Consider the following 20,351-nt stretch of genomic DNA (forward strand, 5'->3'; position numbering starts at 1 on the left):
GGGTGTCGCCGCGCAAGGCCTTCGTCGTCGTGAGGTACTGCGTCAGACTGCCGCGGAGCTGCGCGGCGGCCGGGGCGGGCTTCACGAGGACCTTTCGGGCAGGACGGTCACCGGGATCGCCGGGTGCGCGCCCCCGTGGCCGCGGGCGTCGAGACCGTGACGGTCGGCATCAGAAATGACGCCCACCTCGGACAACGAAACCCGCCCGGTCCGATCTCCGGACCGACCCGGTCGCGCGGCACGACGCCCGGGCCGCCCGCGGGTACCGGGCCGTCACTCGGCCTTCCTGAACACCGCCGACATGTCGTCTCCCGTGTCCTGGGCCAGCCGTCCCGGCACCTCCGGGGACATCAGGCCGATCCGGGTGGCCAGCTCGCGGCCGTGAACGTCGACGGCGGCCTCGATGAGGCCCGATAGCGCGTCCAGGGCGGTGCGGGCGCGCGACCGGGCGACGACCGCGCAGCCGACGGCGGCCGGCGCGGCCGGCCACCACCAGCAGGCGAGCAGGGCGTAGCCGACGGCCCAGGCGGCGAGGCGGGCGGCGGCGCCGAAGGAGTCGTGGGCCGACTGAAGCTGGCGTACGGCGGGTTCGGGGAGGATCAGCCACAACCGCGGCCAGAGGACGGCGAGGTCCACCCCGTAGGCGGCCTCGACGCGGTCGGCCGCCGCCTGTATGCGGTCGCCGTACCAGGTGGGGCGGGCCGGTTCGCGCAGCGCGATGCGGTCGCGGGCCTCGGTGAGGGCCTGGATCCGGGTCAGGGCGCTGCTCGGGATCCTCACCGTACCGTCGGGTCCGGTGCCCGTGTGGTGGGCGTGCCCGATGGCCTCGGTGAGCTTCGCGTCCCTCTGCCGCCACCGGTGGGCCCTGCGTGCGGTCCTGGCGCGTGAGAGCGGGTCCCGGCCGAAGCGCAGCCAGCACCGCTCGATCGCGCCGCCGAGGAACTGCGCGGCGAGTGAGGCAGCGGTCGCGGTGAGCAGGACGAGGGCGACCAGGAGCGCGGCGGTGCCGGTGCGGTCCAGGGCGGGGCGGGCGGCGAGGTCGTCCAGGGTGGTGCGCAGCCGGTCGACGTCGTGCCAGTGGCGGTGTCCGAGGGTGGTGCCGACGGCGGTGGCGGCGAGGAACAGAGCACCGGGGAGGACCAGCAGGTTCAGCCAGCGTTCGGTGAGTTTGCCGCTCAGGGTGGCGAGGAGGGGGTTCATGGGGGCGGGGTCACTGTGCCGAGCCCAGCCGGCTCTTGCGCATGCGGGTGCCGTGGACGGCGCAGTACGGGGCGGGGAGCAGGTCGCGGGCTCGTTCCATGCGGGCGCAGAGGGGCGCCCCCGGGCAGACGGCCACCTTGATGTGGGGCATGATGCCGGGGGCCCTGGCGCCCCGGGATTCGCCGAACAGTCCGCGCGCGTCCCCGTTCCGGCGCAACGCCGTGTCCAGGGCGCGGTAGCAGGACGCGAGTTCGTCGGCGTCCGCACTCGATCGCAGCAGGTCGCGCGCACGCTCGGCCGCCTCCCGGATTCCGGGCTGCCGCAGGTCCTCAGGCGAGCCGAGCAGGGCGCACAGTGCCGCTGCCGCCCTGTCGGGGCGAGGCAGGTGGGGAGAAGCGGTCATGGTCCAAGTGTGCCGTAATACAGGCAGAGTTGAGAGTCTGTTGACGCGCAGATGATGTCTACGGTGGGGGAGTGACGGGGTGGCGTACGACCGGGACTGGTTTTTGCGGGCGCTGCGTGCGCGCCTCGACCGGGCCGGAACGGCGGACGGGGGAATGGGCGCGGACGTGGTGTTGTGCCCCGAAGCGGACGCCGAACTCCGGGGTCTGCTGAGGGCCGCCGACACGAAGACCGACATGGAGGCCCGGCACGCGGCCGGCTGGCTCTGCGCCCTGCGCGCGATGGTCGGCCCCGGGGACCACGGCACCGTCCACGGGGCCATGGCCGGGACGCTGCTCTTCCCGGTGTGGGTCGCCGATCCGGAGTCGGTGCCGCCGGAGTTGGCGGCGTATTACGCGTCCGCCGATCCGGCCGCACGTCCCGACCCGGCGGACGCGGACGGTCCCTTCGAGTGGTCGGCCTTGTGCGCAGCGGCCGTGATCGCGGCGGAGGGCCGGCAGTACACCCCGCCGCCGGACGCCTCCGAAGACCTCCTCAGGCTCCACGAGATGGCCGTGATGGTGGCCGCGACGACCCCTTCCCGTGAGAACCAGGTCGCCAGCGCCGTCGGATGCGGCAGCCTCGCCGTCCTCGCGACCTGGGAATACGACCCCTGGTTCGCGGACCGGCTCGAAGAGCTGTCCCGCGCCGTGGCCCTCGCCGGGACGACCTGGCCGTTCGGGGACCTGGCGGACGCGGACCCGGTCAGGTTCACCCACAGTGCCGTCAAGCGGACCCCCGCCGATTCCCCCGTACGGCTCCTCGTCCTGGACGGCCTGGGCCGTCGGCTCCAAGAGCGCTACCGGGAGTCGTTCGACACCGAGGACCTGCACGAGGCGGTCGGCATCGCCCGTGACGTGGTGGCACAACTACCGCCCGGGCACCCGTACCTGGTCCACGGACTCGGCGCGCTGGGGCGCGCTCTGCTGATGCTGAGGCAGGCGGAGGGGGCGACGGCGGAGGAGTGCGACGAGGTGGTGGACCTGTGCCGCCGGGGCTTCGCCGGCCATCCGGAGGGGCCTGCGTCGGCGGGCCACGACGTGGGCATGGCACTCGTCCTGAGGGCACAGTTCACCGGCCGGACGGAGGACCTGGACGAGGCGGTCCGGGTACTGACCGAGGCGCTCCGGGCGGCGCGGCTCCCGGGGGAGAGGGAAGCCCTGCACAATGCCCTGGGCGGCGTTCTGCGCAGCCGCTCCGTCAGGACCGGAGCCCCGGCCGATCTGGAAGCGGCGCTCGACCTCACCGGCCCCACCACCGCGTCCGCGGGGACGACGGGTGACCCGCAGCCGTCCTTCCTCGCTCCGGCGTTGACCCTGTACACCCGCTACACACGCGATCCGGAGAGGAACGGCGCGGACCTGGACGAGGCGCTGCGGCGCATCCGGGAGCACGCGGCGTCCCTGCCGCCGGGTCACCCGGACCGCCCCGCGACACTCAACCACCTCGGCCTGGTGCTGATGGCCTGCCATGAACGCTCGGGAGGGGCGGAGGAACTGAACGCGTCCGTGGAGGCCCATCGGGAGGCGGTGGCGCTCACCCCCGAAGGACACGGGGTGCTCGGAGTGCGGCTGCTCAACCTCGGTGCGGCGTTGAGTCTGCGTCACCGCCTGACCGGGGACGGCGAGGACCTGAAGGAGGCCCGGGAGTGCCGTCGCCGGGCCGGCACGCTGCCCGGCTTGGGCCGAGCCCATCAGGCCGCGCTGCTGAGCTCGACGGGGATCAGCCTGTTGACGGGCCACGAGCGCGCCGCCGACCCGGTCACCCAACTCGACCAGGCCGTAGAGTTCTTCAGGGAGGCCCTGGCCCTGACCCCGGAGGACGACCCCCAGCTGCCCCGCCGACGGTTCCGCCTCGCCATCGCCCTGCTGACCCTCAACCGGCGGACGCCGCGGACCGGCGTGGCCCGGGAGGCGCGGGAGCTGGCCGACGCGGTGATCGCGGCACTGCCCGCGAACTCGCCCGACCTGCCGGGCGCCCTGGTGGTGGCCGCGGCCGCACGGATGGAGAGTCCGCGCACCCTGTTGTCGTCGGCCGCCCGGCGCGAGGTGATCGCGCTGCACCGCCGGGCGGTCGAGGCCACTCCGCCCGGCCACCCCAAGCGCACGTCCCGCCTGGGCGGCCTCGGCGCCGTCCTGTACGGCCTGGCCCCGGACCGGCGTCGCCGCCGGGCCGATCTGGCCGAGGCCGCCGACATCTTCAGGGAGGCGGCCCTGCAACAGCAGTGTGCGCCGTCCGAGCGGCTGGACGCGGCACGGGCCTGGGGCGAGGTCCAGGTGGAGCTGGGTGACTGGGACCGCGCCCTGGACGGCTACGTGGTGGCGGTCGATCTGCTGCACTCCGTGGCACCCCGCCAGCTCGTCCGCGACGACCAGGAGTTCCTGCTGAGCCGCACCGTCGGCCTGGGCGCCGCCGCCGCTGCCTGCGCGGTGCGCTGCGGCCGTCCTGGGCTCGCGGTCGGTCTGCTCGAACAGGCCAGGGGCGTGATCCTCTCTCACGCCTTCGACGCGGACAGCGACCTGACCCGGCTCCGGGAGTCCGCCCCCGGCCTCGCCGCCCGCTTCGAGGAGCTCCGGGACGCCCTCGACACGGCCACCGGCGGCGGGGAGCTGCCGGAAGAGGGATCGCCGGGCCTGGAGTCCCGGGCCGATCTGCGGCAGCGACTGGCCGCCGAGTGGCGGGACCTCACCGACCGGATCCGCGCCGGGCATCCCGAACTGGGCCTGCTGCGTCCGGTGCGGGACTGGGACGAACGCGAACTGCGCGCGACGGCCGCGGCGGGCCCCGTGGTCCTGGTCAACGTCTCCCCGTACGGCAGCGACGCCCTGGTCGTCACCGAACACTCCATCGACGCCGTGCCGCTCCCGGGTCTCGACCCGAAGACGACGGCGGCGCGCCGGCAGACCTTCGAGGACGCGCTGGTCCGCATCGACGCGCCCGGAACCTCCCGCAAGCAGTCGCAGCGCGCCCAACAGGACGTACGGGAAACCCTCGCCTGGCTGTGGCGGGCGGTCACCGGTCCGGTCCTCGACCGCCTCCCCGCGGCGACCCGCGTGTGGTGGTCGCCCGGCGGCCTGCTGGGCACGCTGCCCCTGCACGCGGCGGCCCCCGCCGACGGCGCCCCCGGTGCCCTGGACCGGGTGGTCTCCTCGTACACGCCGACACTGCGGGCCCTGCACCACGCCCGTCGGCGCGCCGCCCGCCCGGCGGGCACCGGAACCCTCGTCGTCAGCGTCGCGCAGGCCACCGGACAGGCCCCGCTCCCGGGCGCGCGCCGCGAGGCCGAGCACCTGGCCCGCCTGCTCCCCGGTGCCGCGCTGCTGGCGGACACCTCCGCCACCCACTCCGCGGTCGTCTCCGCCCTGCGCCACCACGCCTACGCGCATTTCGCCTGTCACGCCCTGGGCGACCTGGAGCGCCCCTCCGGCAGCCGGCTCGTCCTGCACGACCACACCGAACGCCCGCTGACCGTCCGCGATCTGGCCCGGCTCCGGCTGCCGTCGGTCCGGCTCGCCTACCTCTCCGCCTGCGCCACACTGCACACCAGCCCCGAACTCGCCGACGAGGCCGTCCACATCGTCAGCGCCTTCCAGATGGCGGGCTTCCCCCACGTGGTCGGCTCGCTGTGGCACGTCGACGACGTGATCGGGGCCGAGGTCGCGCTCAGCGTGTACGAGGACCTGAACACGGGCGACGGCACACTCGACGTCACCCGCACGGCCGAGGCCCTGCACCGGGCCGTACGCGCCCTGCGCGATACGTATCCGCAGACCCCGAGCCTGTGGGCCTGCCAGGTGCACGCGGGTCCTTAGGAGGGCCCGATCAGGGCACCCGCCCGTGATGGTGTCCGGCCGCGGTGAACGGGAACACTCGCAGGAGCCGATGCCGGGCCTCCGTCCCGCGGGGGACCGGTTCCCGATCGCCGACGGGAGGCCACGGGCGGCCCCGCGCACCCGTGGCCGTTCGCCGGGTCCGGCCCGTCAGGCACGGGACGCGCCCTGCCGGGTCGGTGATCGCGCCCCGGAGGGTTCCGCCGCCATGATCATGCCGGTCACGCTTGCCGTCATCACCTCCACCTTCCCCGAGGAGCAGCGCGGCAAGGCGATCGGCGTGTGGACCGGCGTCGCCGGGGGAGGCGGGATCCTGGGCATGTTCCTCGCCGCGCTCCTGGTCGACGTCGCCGACTGGCGCTGGCTGTTCGTCCTGCCGGCGGTCCTGGTCCTCGTGGCCCTGGCCATGACCTTGAAGTCGGTTCCCGACTCCCGCGAGACCTCGGCCCACCGGTTCGACACCGTCGGCGCCCTGGTCTCCGTGATCGCCGTGACCGGCCTCATCTTCGTCCTGCAGGAAGGCCCCGAACGCGGCTGGACCGCCCCAGAGACACTGACCGGCCTGACCGTCGGTCTCGTCCCCTTGGCCACTTCCCGCCTCTCACGATGACCCCGCCTGCGCAGGGCGGGCCACGCTCGGCGTGGGGACAGCAGTGGTGCCGGCGGCAGCGGGCACGGTAGCGTGCGGGGAGCGTCGCGTGCTGGTGGCAGACCGTGTCAGGCATGGAGGCGCCGGATCGAAGGAGGCCGACGATGTACTCGTCGCACCCTTCGCTCTCGCGTGACTGAGCGCGAGACGACCAGGCTCGTCGCCTGGAGCCAGGAACTCCGCCGGGTGCACAGCCGACTGCGAGAAGCGTTGTCCGTGACCCGCGCATCCCTTGCCGACGGCACCCCCGGTGAGGCGGCCACTCGTGAACTGCTGCTGTACTGCCACGGCTTCTGCACGGCTCTCGACGGCCACCACCAGGGCGAAGACCGCACCCTGTTCCCGGCCGTCGCAGCCGCATACCCGAAGCTGCGCCCGGTGCTGCGCTCGCTCGAGCAGGATCACTCGATGATCGCCCACCTGCTGGGCAGCCTGCGCAACGCTGTCGACCGGGCCGCACCGCCCGAGGAACTTGACCAGCACCTCGAAGGCATTGCCGCGATCATGGAGAACCACTTCCGCTACGAGGAGCGGCAACTGCTCACCGTGCTCGAAACCCTCGAACTGACAGCCGCACCAGAAGGGGCACTGGGCCCGCTGTGACCCTCGACCGGGCAGTGGACGGCGGTGGCGGCCGCCGTCGGATTGATCAGTCCCGTTGCGCTTCGCGAGATGCCGGTTGTCCGCTTCTGCGGAAGCTTCGGCAGGTGGTTCGCCTGGTCGTGAGAGGAACGGCAGCCCAGGTGACCAGTGACGCGGAGCGCTAATCGACTCGCACTTCGGTGTTCTGGCAGGCGTGCAGCAGCCAGGTCCCGTTTTCCTGCTTGGTCATGACGTACAGCGGGGCACCCTCCGTGTCGCCTTCTGCTGAATGGTGGACCTGCCGGACCTTGACGGCCGCCACGTCGGGCCGCAGGAACTGCGTGTGCACTGCCTCGTAGGTGACCTCGCCGTCCCAGCTCGCGTGGGGCAGGACGGCGCGGGTGAACTCGGCGATCGCCTCGAAGCCGATGAGGACCTTGCCGTGGGCAGTGGTCCAGAGGGCGTCGGGGTGGAAGAGCGCGAGGAACCCCTCGGCGTCCTTGGCGCGCTGAGCGCGCTCGACGGCGGCCACGACCTGCTCGATGGCCTTGATGTCCGCGGTTTCGGTGTTCATGCAGATCACTCTGAAACCTCAAGTCGCCTTCAGGTCAAGGGCCGCAGCCGTCGAAAACGCCCGGACGAGCCCTGGACGGGCACCTGCCGCACGCCCGCCACGGTCCGCTGTGCCTGTATCAGCGCCGCCGCCTCAAGCATGGAGATCGCGATCTGTAGCTGGAGTATTCAGGCGGGGGCGGTGCCGCATCCGTGCCCGCGCGCGGGTCGGCGGCCTTCTCGCCGCCCGGTCGGATCACGCCACCGATGTGGTCCGGGAGGCCGGCGCGCGGTCGGGGCGTTCCGTGAGGCGTCCGCATCGGGGGAACCAGTGTTGCGGCCGTGTGAACGGGCGGGCGGGGGCGGGGCCCTGGCGTGGGCGTGTGTGCAGGAGGGGGCTGTACGCGAGGAGGGCGGGGAGCGCGTCGCACCGGGGGCGTCGCCGGGCGGGCCGGAGCCGGGGGATGCGAGGGTCCCGCTTCCCGGTGGGCACCGAGACTTGACGTCCGTCTTGACCGACGGCTGGCACGGGCAGCGGCAGGACTCCCCTGCATCACAAGGTTGTTGCCGTTGCGGTGCAATGGGCGGGGTCCGGTCCAGGGCCTGTTGGGAAAGCGGAGTTGCCGGACTGGACGCGCCCTGCGGCAGGTGCCGGGTCAGGTCAGGCTCGGGGGACCCGCTGCCGCCGGGAGTCGTCAGCGGCGATCGGGAGGCTGCGCAGTGTCAGCGCACTCGGCGGAGGCAGCGGCTCGTTGGCCGCGTCGGCGCGGAACGACTGGAGCAGGTAGGCCACCAGGCGCCGGGACGCCGCGCCGTCACCCGGCAGGGCGGTCACCAGGGCGCAGTGTGCCAACAGGACCATGGCGAGGTCGGAAGGGTGGAAGTCGGCCCGCAGGGCGCCCGACGCCTGGGCCCTGCGTACCAGGGTCGTGAAGTCCCGCTCGGCTCGTTGCCGGGACCGCGCGTGTTCCGACGTGCTTTCCGGGAAGGCCGCGACGAACGCGGCCGGGAACCCGCGTTCCTCCCGTTGCAGGGCGCAGACTGTCTCGACCAGTCGCTGGAATCCCTGCCACGGATCGGGGGCGGCCAGAGCCTCGGCGAGCGCTCGCACACAGGTCTCCATCTGCTGCGCGAACGCGCCCTGCACCAGGGCGTCCCGGGTCGGGAAATGCCGGTACAGCGTCGCCACGCCGACTCCGGCCCGACGGGCCACGGTCGCCATCGGGGCGTCGATCCCGTGCTCCGCGAAGACCGCGCGGGCGGCGACGAGGACGCGCTCCCGGTTGCGCCGGGCGTCCGCCCGCAGTCCGCCCCGGGCTGCGATCCGAGAGGATTCCACCATCACTGCCTCTCGCTTCGGCTCCAAACGGACGATCGCGTCCACTTGAGAGCCTACCGTCGGTGTCGGTTCCTTGTACGACGACCGGCGACGAAGGCGGAACGATGAACGACCGCATGATGAAAGCCGTGCTCTACGACCGCTACGGCGGCCCCGACGTGCTGTACCTGGGCCGCGTGCCACGCCCCGAGCCGGCCGCCGGCGAGGTGCTGGTGAAGGTACGCGCGTTCAGCGTCAACGGCGGTGAACTGGCAGCCCGTGCCGGCCGCCTCCGCCTCGTGACCGGCCGGAGATTCCCCAAGCGCGTCGGCCTGGACTTCACCGGCGAGGTCGCCGCATCGGGTGCCGGCGTCACACGGCTCGCGGACGGCGACCGCGTATGGGGAGTCCTGGGCCGCACCTCAGGGTTCGGCAGCGCCGCCGAGTACGTGACCGTGCCCGCCGAGCGGATCGGCCGGCTCCCTGACGGCCTTGACCTGGTGGACGCCGCCGCGCTGCCGGTGGCCACCACAGCCGTCACCGCCCTGCGGGACAGAGCCGGGCTGCGCCCCGGCGAACGACTCCTCGTCCGGGGCGCGGCGGGCGGCGTCGGCAACGCCGCCGTCCAGCTCGGACGGGCGTACGGCGCCGAGGTCACGGCCCTCGCCCGTGCGGCCAACCTCGACTTCGTGCGCGGGCTCGGCGCGCACAGGGCCGTCGACCACCGGGGCGTGCGGCCGGCGGAACTGGGCCGCTTCGACGTGGTCCTGGACACCGTGGGCACCGACCCGTGGGCCTTCCGCCGCCTGCTGAATCCCGGCGGGCGCATGGTCACCATCGCCTTCGACCTGAAACGGCCCGCGGCATCGCTCGGCTACATCGCGGCCAGCACGGCCCACGGGCGTGGCCGGGTGCGCTTCTTCAGCGGCAACCCCACGCGGGCGGACTTCGACGACCTCGCCCGCCATGTGGCCGAGGGCAAGCTGAGCCCCGCGGTGGACACGGTCTTCCCCCTGGAGGAGACTGCGGCGGCCCACCAGGCGCTGGAAGCGGGCGGCGTCCAGGGCAAGTACGTGGTCAGGGTCGCGTAGAACCCCTGTGAAGGTGCTGGTCACAACCACTCGTCGACGGCCGCTACGAGCACCGTCGAGCCGTGGCCCGCGCGCGGGTCGGCGGCCTCCTCGCCGCCCGGTCGGACCGTGCCGCCGCCGATGTCGTCCGGGAGGCCGGCGCCCGGTCGGGGCATCCCGTGAGGCGTCCGCATCGGGGGAACCGATGCCGCGGCCGCGTGAACGGGCGGGGGCGGGGTTCTGGCGCGCCGGGGCGAGTGGTGCGGGCAGACGTCACCTGCCGGGACGCTATGCCTTCCGGGCCAGCCCGGCGACGATGAGGCGTTCCCAGACGGTGAGCTCCCGTTCCGCGCCGCCGACGCCCCACGGGTTGCCGCCGACCGTGCCGGGACGCCACAGGGGCGCGGGGACGATCCCGGGATCGAGGATCTCCAGGCCGTCCAGCAAGGAGGCGATTTCCTCGTCGGTGCGCCACCGGCCGCGGCCGAAGGTCCGCTGGAGGACCCGCTCGGCCTCCGCGGTCTCCGGGTTGTCGCCGGAACGGAAGTGGCTGACGAAGAAGTGGCTCCCGGAGGGCACGTGGTCACGCCAGTGGCGGACGATCCCGGCCGGGTCCTCCGCGTCGTTGACGTGGTGGAGGACGGCGCTGAGGACGACGGCGACGGGACGGTCGAAGTCGATCAGTTCCAGGGTGTCCGGGTGGGTGCGGACGCCCTCGGGGTCGCGCACGTCGGCCCGGACGACCCGGGTCCGGTCGTTCTGCTCCAGCAGCGCACAGCCGTGGACCAGCACCTGGGGGTCGTTGTCGACGTACACGATCCGTGACTCCGGGGCGTGCCGCTGCGCGACCTGGTGGACGTTGTCGACGGTCGGCAGACCACTGCCCAGGTCGATGAACTGCCGCACGCCGGTGGTCGTCACGATCTGCGCGATCGCCCGCGTCAGGGCCGCGCGGTTGGCGAAGGCGATGGCCACCGAACCGGGGAGGTCCCGGAAGAACACGTCACCGACCTGCCGGTCGACGGCGTAGTTGTCCTTGCCGCCGAGCAGGTAGTCGTAGACGCGGGCGATGCTGGGCCTGGTGGAGTCGATGGAGGAGCCTTCAACCGTCATGGCGGCCATCCTTCCCCGTGACGTCGCCCGCCCACCGGCGTTCCGGTATCCCGGGCGGACGGATTCCGAGGCCGCGTCGGCCCGGCCCGCGACCGCGCGGGGACGGTCGCCCGGCCGCCGGTACGGTCGGCTGCGACGAAGGCGCCGTGGAGGTCGGGGAACCCGGAAGCGCGCCGGTTCGCCACCGGCGGGGCGGGCGGGCGATGTTCGGCTTTCAGTCGTCCAGTTCGGCCTAGGCGGACCCGCTGCTCCCCCCCCATGAGCTGACGTGCGTGTGTTCCCCGGCCCCGGCTCCGGGGCGCGGGTGAGCGCGTGCCCCTCGCCTGATCAGACATCGAACCGCAGGACGGAACCGGAATCCCGGTGTGCCAGGATCTGCTGCTGTGACGGATGACGACCCCCTCGCCGGCCTGGACGATGTGCCCTGGGCCCGGCTCCAGCACGCCTACGGCATGGCCGACGACGTCCCCGGACACCTCCGGGCGATGCAGGCGGGCACGGGGGAGGGTCAGCACTCGCCGGGTGCGCGGCTCGCGAACCACATCGTGCACCAGGGCACGCGATCGCAGGCCGCGGTGTACACCGTTCCGTTCCTCGTACGGATGGCACTCGACCCGAGAACGGCCGACAGGCACGGGTGCGTCGGACTGCTGACCGCCATCGCGATCGGACTGGACAACAACCACCTGCCGAACGGCTACGACCCTCGGGAAGACCGCGCCCACCTGGCGGAGCTGCGCGGCGAAGCCGACGACCGGGCCCGGTGGATCGCCGAAGCGGCGGACGACGAGCAGCGCAGACAGCGTGAGGGGAGCTGCGCGCAGGCGCTCATCGACGCCGAAGCGGTGGTGCGTTCCTACGACGCCGTCCGGGAAGTACTTCCCGCACTCGCCACCCTGCTGACCTCTGGCAGCCCCGAACTGCGGGCCGCGACGGCGAACCTGCTGGCGTGATTCCCCGAGTCCGCGGCGACGTCGGTTCCGCTGTTGCAGGCGTTCGTCGCCGATGAGGCGGCCCCGGCCACCGCCTCCGACAACGGGAAGCGTTCCGGAGTCGTCCCCAGCCGGCCGCCCTTCTTCAGACGCTCGGCGGAGTACACCTCCCGACGCCCGCCGATCGGCGGGTTGCCGCGCCGCAGGTGTAGCCCGGACCACGGCGCCTCCATCCCGGGATGCATGGTGTCGAGCCACAGCGACACCTCCGCCCGCTCCACCGCCGTGTTGTTGAGGTCCACGCCGTAGGAGTCGTGCGGCGCGATGTACGCCTCGGTCTTCTGCGACTCGGCCGCGTACTTCTCCGTGTCGATCGCGACGCCCAACTCGTCCTGCCGCCGCGGATACTCCGCCGCGACCTGGTCGACCGCCTCGTTGAGGAACGCGCCCGGGCCGAGCGCCGGCTCGCAGATCCTCCAGTCCAGCGGCTCGCGCGCCTCGGTGACCGTGTCGTCCTGATCCGGCCGGTGCTGCAACGCGAGCTGGACCGTCACCCGGATCAGTGACTCCGGCGTGTAGTACGAGGCCGACGTCTGACGGTTCCGCCCCGACAGCCGGTACACGAACGCACCGCCCGCGGCGAGACCGGAACCGCACGCAGCACCTTCGGCGCCCCGCCCCGAGCCAGGTGACACCGTGGCCGTGCGCCACTCGCGGCCGAAGCCCCCGGGACCCCGGCCGCCGCGTCGTTCGCCTGCTTCACCAGGTCGTCGTCGGGCAGCGCGAGCAGACCGGTGACGGCCCGCTCACGGAGACGCAGGGTGGTGCGCAGCTCCCCGCTGGGCGTGGCCGCCGTGTGCTTGTCCGTGGGAGGCGAGCCGGACGCGGACCTCCTCCAGGTCGTACAGCGGGCCGCTGTCCGTGCCGCCCGAGGGCGCGGGGGAGTCGTCGTGCCGGCGACGCCAGTTGCTGACGGTGGCGCGCGTGTCCGCCGGGGCGGGGGATCTGCTCGCCCACCTGCGCCGGGGCCCGGTCGGAGCAGTCGGCGTGTTCCCGTCCGTCCCGGCTCCGTGGGCGTTTGTCCCATGCGCGGGCCGGACATTCGCCCGGTGTGCGCAGTGGCCCTTGCCCGTCGAGACGGCCGGAGACGCTCACCTAGATTCGACACCGGCGGTCGGCGAGGCGAAAGCCGGTACGGCAGGAACCGGCCCGGTGAAAACCGTCGTATTCCGCTCGCATTCCGCTCGCATTCCGCAGTGAGAATTTCCCCGGTGAAAAGAAGGGTGTCGGATGAAACGCGTGCACCGGACACAGGTGAAGGCCGAAATCGTACGGGAGCCGGGTGCCAAGGAGACGACCCACCGCAAGCTCATCGACACGCCGGACGGTGCCGACCGGTTCGTCCTCACGGAGTTCGAGGTGGCGCCGAACGGTTCCACCCCGCCCCACTTCCACGAGTGGGAGCACGAGATCTACGTGATCGAAGGCTCCATGGGCCTCGTCATGCCCGACCAGGGCCGCACCGAGCAGGTCGGCCCCGGAGACGCCATCTTCATCCCGCGCAACGAGCCGCACGGCTTCGTGACCGGACCCGACCAGACCTGCCGGTTCCTGGTCGTCGCCCCCACCGAGCGGCCCCCGGTGCGCAACGTCTTCCTCTCCGAGGACCCCTACGAGTACACCCAGCTGCCCGAGTACACCAGCCTCCTGGAGGGCAAGTGACCACCACGGCGCCTACCCGGGAGGACTCCTCCCGGGTCCACTCCATCCTGACCGCCTACCTCCAGTCGAAGGCGGTGTTCACCGCCCTCGACCTGGGCGTCTTCGAAGCCCTGGACAAGGCGCCGCACACCGTGGAGGACCTGGCCGGCCGGCTCGGCCTCAGCCCGCGCCCCACCCGGGCGCTCCTCGTCGCGCTCAAGGGCCTGGACCTCGTGCGCGCCGAGGGCGGGACGTACCGCAACAGCGAGGAGGCCGACCGCTACCTGGTCGCCGGGCGGCCCGACTACATGGGCGGCTTCGCCGAGCACCAGGACTCCCACTTCGGTCACTTCGCCCGGCTCGACGAGGCCGTACGCACCAACGCCTCGCTCAACCAGCGGGTGCTGAAGAAGGGGTACCGCGACCAGGGCGCCGCGACCGGCGAGGGCCGCGAGGGCACCGGCCGGCTCATCCAGGCCATGCGGGTCAGCTCCCGCCTCCAGGCGGACAGGCTGGCCGCCGCCGCGCCCCTGGACGACGTGCGCCACGTCATCGACCTGGGCTGTGGCTCCGGCGACTACTCCATCGCGCTCGCCAAGCGCCACCCCGGGCTGCGCGTCACCTCCCTCGACTACCCCGCCGTCACCGACCTGGCCCGCGCCAACGTGAAGGAGGCCGGGCTCGAGGACCGGATCGAGGTCGTGCCCGCCGACATCATGGAGGACGCCTGGCCCGAGAGCGACGCCGTCCTCCTCTCCCACGTCCTCGACGGTTACGGCCCCGAGCGCGCCGCGCACCTGGTGAAGCGGATCCACGCCCACCTCCCCGACGGCGGGCGGCTGCTGGTGCACTCCCACATGCCGTCGCTCGCCTCCGGGCTCTTCCCCTCCATGTTCGGGCTGATCCTGCTGGTCAACACCGAGGAGGGCGAGGTCCGGGACGTCGACGAGATCCGCTCCTGGGTGGACGCCGCCGGATTCCGGGACGTGGAGACCGGGAACGTGTCGGCGCTGTCCGGGCTGCTCGTCGCGACGAAGGGCTCCGGGTGACGGACACGTCCACGCCGCCGGCCTCCGTCGCCGCGGCCCTCGCCCGCTACACCGCACTGCCCGACCCCGCACCGCTGCTGGCCCTCAACTTCGGCTTCGCGCGGGCGAGGGCACTGGGCGCGGCCCTGGACCTGGGCGTGTTCACCGCCCTGGCCGGGGCGCCGCGCACCACGGCACGACTCGCCGGCGACCTGGGCTGCGACGCGCGGCTGCTGGGCGAACTGCTGGAGGTCCTGGAGGACTTCGGGCTGGTGTCGGGTGACGGCGGAGCGGGCTGGGCGCCGACCGAGACGGCGCGCGCCTACCTGGTGGAGGGGGCCCCGGCCTACCTCGGGGACCACTTCGACGAGGTGCTCGCGCAGTGGGACCGCTGGAGCGCGCTCACGTCCCTCGTGCGCTCCGGCGACCGCGGCGGCGACCTCGGCGACCCGGCCGGACGCGGGCGGCACCGGGGCATGTTCGCCGGCGCCTTCCCGCTCGCCGTACGGATCGCGTCCGGTGTGGTCGCGGACCTGGGGCCGGCCGATGCCGGCCGGGTCCTGGACTTCACCTGCGGCAGCGGGGAGTGGGGCATCGCGCTGGCCGGCGCCGACCCCCGGGCGCGGGTGACCGCGCACGACGATCCGGCCCTGCTCGCCGTGGCCCGCGAACGCGCCGCGGAGTTCGGGGTCGCCGGAAGGTTCCGCTTCGTACCGGCCGACTTCGGGGGCACGCCGTTCGCGGAGGGCGAGTTCGACACCGTCGTCATGGCGCACGCGGGCCGGTTCGCCGGCCGGCGGACCGCCGCCCTGCTGCTCCGGGAGTGCGCCCGCGTGCTGCGGCCCGGAGGCACGCTGCTGCTCGCCGACATCATGCGGACGCCGCCCGGACAGTCCCCGCTCGGCCGTCCCATGCTCGCGCTCAGCCTCCTGGTGAACACCGAGAACGGCGGCCTGCCCGAGGCCGACGAATACCGCGCCCTCATGGCCGAGGCCGGGATCACGGCGAAGGAATGCGTCACTCGCGGGCTGGTGACGGCCCTGACGGGAGAAAGGCAGTAACCATGCGAGAAGTGGTCGTCACCGGGCTCGGAGTCGTCAGCCCGGCGGGAACAGGAAAGGAAGCCTTCTGGGACACGGTCTCGGCGGGCAGGAGCGTCACCAAACCGCTCTCCGACATCACCAGTTCCGCCCTGTTCAAGGAATTCGCCTTTCTTTCCGACGCGGTGGCGGAGGTACCCGGATTCGAGGAGCAGATACCCTCCCTGCCGCCCGAGGTGCAACGGCTGGACAGGTACGTGCAGTTCGCCGTCGCGGCCGCCGCCCAGGCCATGCGGGACGCCGGCCTCGAGGCCGGTGGTCACACGGCCGACCGCACCGGCATCTCGCTGTCCACGGCGATCTGCGGCACGCCCAAGATGGAGGAGGAGTTCCTCGCTGTCACGGACGAGGGCCGCAAGCCCATCGACCCGGCGAAGGCGGGCCGCGACCTGTACCTCGCCTCCATGTCGAACACCCCCGGCACGGTCCTGTCCGCCCTGTTCGGGGCGCAGGGTCCGTGCGTCACCCTGTCCACCGGCTGCATCGGCGGCATCGACGCGGTCGGCCACGCCTTCGAGACCATCGCCCACGGGGACGCGGACGTGATGATCGCCGGAGCCACCGAAGCGCCCATCACCCCGGTCACCGTGGCATCCTTCGAGATCATCAACTGCCTCTCCCGCGCCCACAAGGACCGGCCCGAGGCCGCCTCCCGCCCCTACGACGCCGGGCGCGACGGCTTCGTACTGGGCGAGGGCTGCGGCATCCTGGTGCTGGAGGAACGGGAGCACGCACGCGCCCGCGGGGCGACGCCGTACCTGCGGATCGACGGCTTCTCCCACACCTCCAACGCCATCCACATGACCGACCTGCTGTCCGACGGCGCCGATCTGACCCATGCCATGACCCAGGCCGTCGAGCGCGCCGGACTGAGCCCCGACGACATCGACCACGTCAGCTCGCACGGCAGCTCGACCCGGCAGAACGACACCTGCGAGACCAGCGCGCTCAAACTGGCCCTGGGCCCGCGCGCCCGGGCGGTCCCGGTGAACTCCGCCAAGTCCATGCTGGGCCACGCCCTGGCCGCGGCCAGCGCCATGGAGCTCGTGCTGTGCGCCCTGGCCTGCACCCACCGCTTCGTGCATCCCACCGCCAACTACGAGAACCCCGACCCGACGTGCGACCTCGACTACGTGCCGGGCACCGGCCGGCCCTGGGACGGTGAGGTCATCCTCAAGGACGCCAGCGGCTTCGCCGGCCTGCACGCGGCCCTGGTCGCCAGCGCGGTCCGGGAAGGAGGCCGGCGATGAGCGTCGTCGTCACCGGAATCGGCGCGGTCACCCCGGCCGGCACGGGTCTCGACCCCCTGTGGGAGGGAGCCCGGGAAGGGGTCGCGCGCATCACCGCCATCGACCGCTTCGACGCCTCGGCCTACGCCTGCCCGGCCGCGGGTCAGTCGGGCTTCGACGCCGACGCCGAACTGCCGTCCCGGTTCGTCAAGCGCACCGACCGCTTCACACACCTGGCCGTCCACGCCGTGCGCCAGGCCCTCGACGAGGCCGGCGTCGCCGTCGGCACGGACGTGACCCCCGAGCGCACCGCCGTCATGGTCGGCAACATCCTCGGCGGCTGGGAGTTCGCCGAACGCGAGCTGCGCAACCTGTGGACCGACGGCCCGCGCGCGGTCAGCCCCTACCAGGCGACCGCCTGGTTCCCCGCCGCCCCGCAGGGCAACATCTGCATCGACCAGGGCGTCAAGGGCCCGGCCCGCACCTTCGTGGCCGACCGCGCGAGCGGCGCGTACGCCCTGATCGGCGGGGCCGAGGCGCTGCTGCGCGACCGCGCCGACGTCGTCATCGCGGGCGGTGTCGAGGCGCCGCTGTCACCGTACGGCTGGCTGTGCCTGGAGACCAGCGGGCTCGGCGCCAAGGCCCGCGGCACGCTCGCCCCCGACGAGCTGTACCGGCCCTTCGACGCCGGACACGGCGGCAGCGTCTTCGGCGAGGGGGCGGTGTTCCTGATCCTGGAGCGGCGCGAACACGCCGAACGCCGGGGCGCGACGATCCTCGGCGAACTGGCCGGCTGGGGCGTGAGCACCGACGGCTACATGCCGTACTACACCGTCGAACCGACCGGTCAGGTCCTCGGCCGGGCCATGCGCACCGCGGCCGACCGGGCCGGCGTCTCGGGCGAGGACCTGGGAGCGGTGTTCGCCCACGGCTCCGCGATCCCCTTCGAGGACGTCACCGAGGGCTACGCGCTGCACGAGGCCTTCGGACCGGCCGCGGCCCGGGTGCCGGTCACCGTGCCCAAGTCCGGGTTCGGCCATCTGCTCGGCGCCGCCGCGCCCGCCGACGTGGCGCTGGCGCTGCGGGGCATGCGGGAGGAGACGGTCCCGGCCACCGTCAACCTCGACCGCCCGGCGCCGGGCATCGACCTGGACCTGGTGGGCGGCGAGGCCCGGCCCGCCTCCGGGTGGGAGCACACGCTGGTGGTCTCACGAGGGCTGGGAGGTGTCAACGCGTGCCTGGTGCTGAGGCGCTGACCGGGCAGGTGGTCCCGGACGCACCGGGTGTGCGGGCGGTGGGCATCGACGTGGTCGACGTCGGACGGCTGCGCACCATGCTGGAGCGGCGTGGGCAGCCGCTGCTCGACCGGCTGCTCACCCCGGCCGAACAGACCCTGTGCCAGGGGGCGTCGGCGCGCCACCGCGCCGCCTGTCTGGCCGGCCGGGTGGCGGCCAAGGAGGCCGTGCGCAAGACCCTCGGCGGACACGGCGCGGGCTGCGCGTGGCGGGACGTGGAGATCGGCCGGGAACCGTCCGGGGCGCCGGTGCCCCGGTTGACCGGGCGGGCGGCGCGGGCGTTCGAGACCGCCGGGCTCAGCCGCCTGCACCTGAGCATCACGCACGAGGCCGGCGTCGCCGTGGCCGTCGCCGTGGCCGTATGAGACACGACGAGAACGAGTGAAGGAGTCAGTGAGCCGGATGAACGTTCGGGAAGAAGTGGTCGACGTCCTGCGGGGCGTCGGATTCGACGCCGGGGAACTCGAGGACGGTCGGCACCTCGGCCGTGACCTCGACATCGACTCGACCGAGCTGGTGGAGATCGTCGTCGCCCTGGAACAGCGCTTCGGGATCGACATCGACGCCGAGGCCGAGGGCGGGTTCACCACCTTCGGCGACCTCGTGGCCTGCGTGACGCGCCTGCTCCCGGCCGTCGCGGGAAGGGGATGAGAGCGTGCCGCGCATCGAGAACAGCATCGTCATCGAGGCCGACGCCGGCCAGGTCTTCGACGTCACCAACGACATCGCCCGCTGGTCGGAGATCTTCGACGAGTACAGCGACGCCAAGGTCGTCTCCCAGGAGCGGGAGGGCCGCTGGACCGAGATCGTCTTCGAGCTCACCAACGCCGAGGGCGCGAGCTGGCGTTCCTGGCGCATCCTGGACCACCGCGGACTCGTCGCGGTCGCCGAGCGGCGTGACCCGCTGTACCCGTTCCGGTACATGCACCTGAGGTGGAGCTATCACCCGGTACCGGAGGGCACGCTGATGACCTGGGTCCAGGACTTCGAACTCGACGAGAAGTTCGAGGTACCGCTGGAGACCGTCCTGGAGCGGATGAACGACCACACCCGCCACAACCAGGCCGGCATCAAGCGGAAGATCGAGTCCGGGGCCGTACAGCCGTGACCCGGCGCCTGTTCACGTCGGAGTCGGTCACCGAGGGACACCCCGACAAGATCGCCGACCAGATCAGCGACGCGGTCCTGGACGCCCTGCTCGCCCAGGACCGCGACGCCCGGGTGGCCGTGGAGACCCTCGTGACCACCGGTCAGGTGCACATCGCCGGCGAGGTGTCCAGCAGCGCCGGGATCGACGTCGCCGCCGTGGCCCGGGAACGGATCCTCGCCATCGGCTACGACTCCTCCGCCAAGGGCTTCGACGGCGCGAGCTGCGGGGTGAGCGTCTCCCTCGGCCGGCAGTCACCCGACATCGACCGGGGCGTCTCGGACGCCTACGAGTCCCGGATCGAGGGACACGCGGACGCACTGGACCGGCTCGGCGCCGGCGACCAGGGGCTGATGTTCGGCTTCGCCTCCGACGAGACGCCGGAGCTGATGCCGCTGCCCATCACCCTCGCCCACCGGCTGGCCAGGCGCCTGTCCGACGTGCGCAGGAACGGCACGGTCCCCTACCTGCGCCCGGACGGCAAGACCCAGGTCACCGTCGAGTACGACGGTGACCGCCCGGTCCGGCTGGACACGGTCGTCATCTCCAGCCAGCACGCCCGCGACATCGACCCGGACACGCTCCTCGCCCCCGACCTGCGCGCCCACGTCCTCGATCCCGAACTTCCCGCGCTGGCCGGCGTCCTGGACGTCTCCGGGGTACGGCTGCTGGTCAATCCGACCGGCCGTTTCGAGGTCGGCGGCCCGATGGGTGACGCGGGCGTCACCGGCCGGAAGATCATCGTCGACACCTACGGCGGCATGGCCCGGCACGGCGGCGGTGCCTTCTCCGGCAAGGACCCGTCCAAGGTGGACCGGTCGGCCGCGTACGCGATGCGCTGGGTCGCCAAGAACGTGGTGGCGGCCGGCCTGGCCTCCCGCTGCGAGGTGCAGGTCGCCTACGCCATCGGCACCGCCCGCCCCGTCGGCCTGTTCACGGAGTGCTTCGGCACCGAGACCGTGCCGGTCGCCACCGTCCAGCGTGCCGTCACCGAGGTGTTCGACCTGCGGCCGGGAGCCCTGGTGCGCGATCTGGACCTGCTGCGCCCGATCTACTCCCGGACCGCCGCCTACGGGCACTTCGGCCGCACCGGACCGGAGTTCACCTGGGAGGCCACCGACCGGGCCGACAAACTCCGGCAGGCCGCCGGGGTCTGACCCGCAC

The 20,351-nt window shown here is 73.0% G+C and carries 19 protein-coding genes and 2 pseudogenes; 14 read left to right on the forward strand and 7 right to left on the reverse strand.

The features are described 5' to 3' along the window. Positions 1-273 precede the first annotated feature (273 nt). Together AMK33_RS04435 and AMK33_RS41125 are read right to left on the reverse strand one after the other, a co-directional pair. Positions 274-1,200 (reverse strand): hypothetical protein, encoded by a 927-nt coding sequence (locus tag AMK33_RS04435; protein WP_073931326.1) that lies wholly within the window; start codon positions 1,198-1,200, stop codon positions 274-276. A 10-nt stretch (positions 1,201-1,210) separates the two neighbouring features. After that, entirely contained in the window at positions 1,211-1,603 is a 393-nt protein-coding gene (locus AMK33_RS41125) for a hypothetical protein (protein WP_073931327.1), read from the reverse strand. Positions 1,604-1,682: 79 nt separating this feature from the next. Here AMK33_RS41125 and AMK33_RS44665 point away from each other — a divergent pair, with 79 nt between their 5' ends. From AMK33_RS44665 to AMK33_RS04455, 3 genes and pseudogenes are all read left to right on the forward strand, one after another. After that, positions 1,683-5,453, forward strand: coding sequence for a CHAT domain-containing protein (locus AMK33_RS44665; RefSeq protein ID WP_073931328.1), 3,771 nt, complete (start codon positions 1,683-1,685; stop codon positions 5,451-5,453). 214 nt (positions 5,454-5,667) lie between these two features. Then, a pseudogene (locus tag AMK33_RS04450) lies at positions 5,668-6,051 on the forward strand (MFS transporter); the annotation flags it as partial. Positions 6,052-6,252: 201 nt separating this feature from the next. Further along, the gene (locus AMK33_RS04455) at positions 6,253-6,723 is read left to right on the forward strand and encodes a hemerythrin domain-containing protein (protein WP_073931329.1); all 471 of its coding nucleotides are present in this window, start codon (positions 6,253-6,255) and stop codon (positions 6,721-6,723) included. Positions 6,724-6,883: 160 nt separating this feature from the next. Here the strand turns inward: AMK33_RS04455 and AMK33_RS04460 are convergent, their stop codons facing one another. Then, entirely contained in the window at positions 6,884-7,276 is a 393-nt protein-coding gene (locus AMK33_RS04460) for an SgcJ/EcaC family oxidoreductase (protein WP_073931529.1), read from the reverse strand. Between the two features lie 639 nt (positions 7,277-7,915). After that, entirely contained in the window at positions 7,916-8,596 is a 681-nt protein-coding gene (locus AMK33_RS04465) for a TetR/AcrR family transcriptional regulator (RefSeq protein WP_073931530.1), read from the reverse strand. Positions 8,597-8,697: 101 nt separating this feature from the next. On the opposite strand from AMK33_RS04465, the gene AMK33_RS04470 reads away from it, so the two are divergent. Further along, the gene (locus tag AMK33_RS04470) at positions 8,698-9,663 is read left to right on the forward strand and encodes an NAD(P)-dependent alcohol dehydrogenase (RefSeq protein WP_073931330.1); all 966 of its coding nucleotides are present in this window, start codon (positions 8,698-8,700) and stop codon (positions 9,661-9,663) included. A gap of 20 nt (positions 9,664-9,683) precedes the next feature. Here AMK33_RS04470 and AMK33_RS44670 read toward each other — a convergent pair whose 3' ends face one another. Further along, positions 9,684-9,818: a hypothetical protein gene (locus tag AMK33_RS44670; protein WP_268817352.1), complete on the reverse strand. Its 135-nt coding sequence runs from the start codon at positions 9,816-9,818 to the stop codon at positions 9,684-9,686. A gap of 112 nt (positions 9,819-9,930) precedes the next feature. Beyond that, positions 9,931-10,764: an SAM-dependent methyltransferase gene (locus tag AMK33_RS04475; RefSeq protein ID WP_073931331.1), complete on the reverse strand. Its 834-nt coding sequence runs from the start codon at positions 10,762-10,764 to the stop codon at positions 9,931-9,933. A 374-nt stretch (positions 10,765-11,138) separates the two neighbouring features. Here AMK33_RS04475 and AMK33_RS04480 point away from each other — a divergent pair, with 374 nt between their 5' ends. Then, positions 11,139-11,708 carry a hypothetical protein gene (locus AMK33_RS04480; protein ID WP_073931332.1) on the forward strand — a complete coding sequence of 190 codons (570 nt, stop codon included), beginning with the start codon at positions 11,139-11,141 and terminating at the stop codon, positions 11,706-11,708. A gap of 59 nt (positions 11,709-11,767) precedes the next feature. Here AMK33_RS04480 and AMK33_RS04485 read toward each other — a convergent pair. Further along, positions 11,768-12,325: pseudogene (locus AMK33_RS04485) on the reverse strand (class I SAM-dependent DNA methyltransferase); the annotation flags it as partial. A gap of 652 nt (positions 12,326-12,977) precedes the next feature. Here AMK33_RS04485 and AMK33_RS04490 point away from each other — a divergent pair. Genes AMK33_RS04490 through metK form a run of 9 tightly spaced genes read left to right on the forward strand, consistent with a single transcriptional unit; the run spans position 12,978 to position 20,344 of the window. Next, the gene (locus AMK33_RS04490) at positions 12,978-13,409 is read left to right on the forward strand and encodes a cupin domain-containing protein (protein WP_030818971.1); all 432 of its coding nucleotides are present in this window, start codon (positions 12,978-12,980) and stop codon (positions 13,407-13,409) included. Then, the gene (locus AMK33_RS04495; RefSeq protein WP_073931333.1) at positions 13,406-14,437 is read left to right on the forward strand and encodes a methyltransferase; all 1,032 of its coding nucleotides are present in this window, start codon (positions 13,406-13,408) and stop codon (positions 14,435-14,437) included. The genes AMK33_RS04490 and AMK33_RS04495 overlap by 4 nt, the downstream gene beginning before the upstream one ends. Next, a complete protein-coding gene (locus tag AMK33_RS04500; RefSeq protein WP_073931334.1) occupies positions 14,434-15,477 on the forward strand; it encodes a class I SAM-dependent methyltransferase in 1,044 nt (347 codons plus the stop codon). The genes AMK33_RS04495 and AMK33_RS04500 overlap by 4 nt, the downstream gene beginning before the upstream one ends. A 2-nt stretch (positions 15,478-15,479) precedes the next feature. Continuing rightward, positions 15,480-16,766 carry a beta-ketoacyl-[acyl-carrier-protein] synthase family protein gene (locus tag AMK33_RS04505; RefSeq protein ID WP_073931335.1) on the forward strand — a complete coding sequence of 429 codons (1,287 nt, stop codon included), beginning with the start codon at positions 15,480-15,482 and terminating at the stop codon, positions 16,764-16,766. Continuing rightward, positions 16,763-18,001: a beta-ketoacyl-[acyl-carrier-protein] synthase family protein gene (locus AMK33_RS04510; protein WP_073931336.1), complete on the forward strand. Its 1,239-nt coding sequence runs from the start codon at positions 16,763-16,765 to the stop codon at positions 17,999-18,001. Before AMK33_RS04505 ends, AMK33_RS04510 begins: the two co-directional genes overlap by 4 nt. After that, entirely contained in the window at positions 17,980-18,405 is a 426-nt protein-coding gene (gene acpS / locus AMK33_RS04515; RefSeq protein WP_235617959.1) for a holo-ACP synthase, read from the forward strand. Before AMK33_RS04510 ends, acpS begins: the two co-directional genes overlap by 22 nt. 37 nt (positions 18,406-18,442) lie before the next feature. After that, positions 18,443-18,691, forward strand: a complete 249-nt coding sequence (locus tag AMK33_RS04520; protein WP_073931337.1) for an acyl carrier protein — start codon at positions 18,443-18,445, stop codon at positions 18,689-18,691. A gap of 4 nt (positions 18,692-18,695) precedes the next feature. Continuing rightward, positions 18,696-19,148 carry an SRPBCC family protein gene (locus AMK33_RS04525; RefSeq protein ID WP_073931338.1) on the forward strand — a complete coding sequence of 151 codons (453 nt, stop codon included), beginning with the start codon at positions 18,696-18,698 and terminating at the stop codon, positions 19,146-19,148. Continuing rightward, entirely contained in the window at positions 19,145-20,344 is a 1,200-nt protein-coding gene (metK, locus tag AMK33_RS04530) for a methionine adenosyltransferase (protein WP_073931339.1), read from the forward strand. Before AMK33_RS04525 ends, metK begins: the two co-directional genes overlap by 4 nt. Positions 20,345-20,351: the final 7 nt, after the last annotated feature.

Source organism: Streptomyces sp. CB02400, assembly GCF_001905725.1.
GTDB lineage: Bacteria > Actinomycetota > Actinomycetes > Streptomycetales > Streptomycetaceae > Streptomyces > Streptomyces atrovirens.

Coding starts and splice junctions, on each gene's coding strand:
- AMK33_RS04505 (WP_073931335.1), top strand. CDS start 15,480: ATGCGAGAAGTGGTCGTCACCGGGCTCGGAGTCGTCAGCCCGGCGGGA.
- AMK33_RS04520 (WP_073931337.1), top strand. CDS start 18,443: ATGAACGTTCGGGAAGAAGTGGTCGACGTCCTGCGGGGCGTCGGATTC.
- AMK33_RS04465 (WP_073931530.1), bottom strand. CDS start 8,596: ATGGTGGAATCCTCTCGGATCGCAGCCCGGGGCGGACTGCGGGCGGAC.
- AMK33_RS44670 (WP_268817352.1), bottom strand. CDS start 9,818: ATGCCCCGACCGGGCGCCGGCCTCCCGGACGACATCGGCGGCGGCACG.
- AMK33_RS04470 (WP_073931330.1), top strand. CDS start 8,698: ATGAACGACCGCATGATGAAAGCCGTGCTCTACGACCGCTACGGCGGC.
- AMK33_RS04490 (WP_030818971.1), top strand. CDS start 12,978: ATGAAACGCGTGCACCGGACACAGGTGAAGGCCGAAATCGTACGGGAG.
- AMK33_RS04460 (WP_073931529.1), bottom strand. CDS start 7,276: ATGAACACCGAAACCGCGGACATCAAGGCCATCGAGCAGGTCGTGGCC.
- AMK33_RS04475 (WP_073931331.1), bottom strand. CDS start 10,764: ATGGCCGCCATGACGGTTGAAGGCTCCTCCATCGACTCCACCAGGCCC.
- AMK33_RS41125 (WP_073931327.1), bottom strand. CDS start 1,603: ATGACCGCTTCTCCCCACCTGCCTCGCCCCGACAGGGCGGCAGCGGCA.
- AMK33_RS04510 (WP_073931336.1), top strand. CDS start 16,763: ATGAGCGTCGTCGTCACCGGAATCGGCGCGGTCACCCCGGCCGGCACG.
- AMK33_RS04435 (WP_073931326.1), bottom strand. CDS start 1,200: ATGAACCCCCTCCTCGCCACCCTGAGCGGCAAACTCACCGAACGCTGG.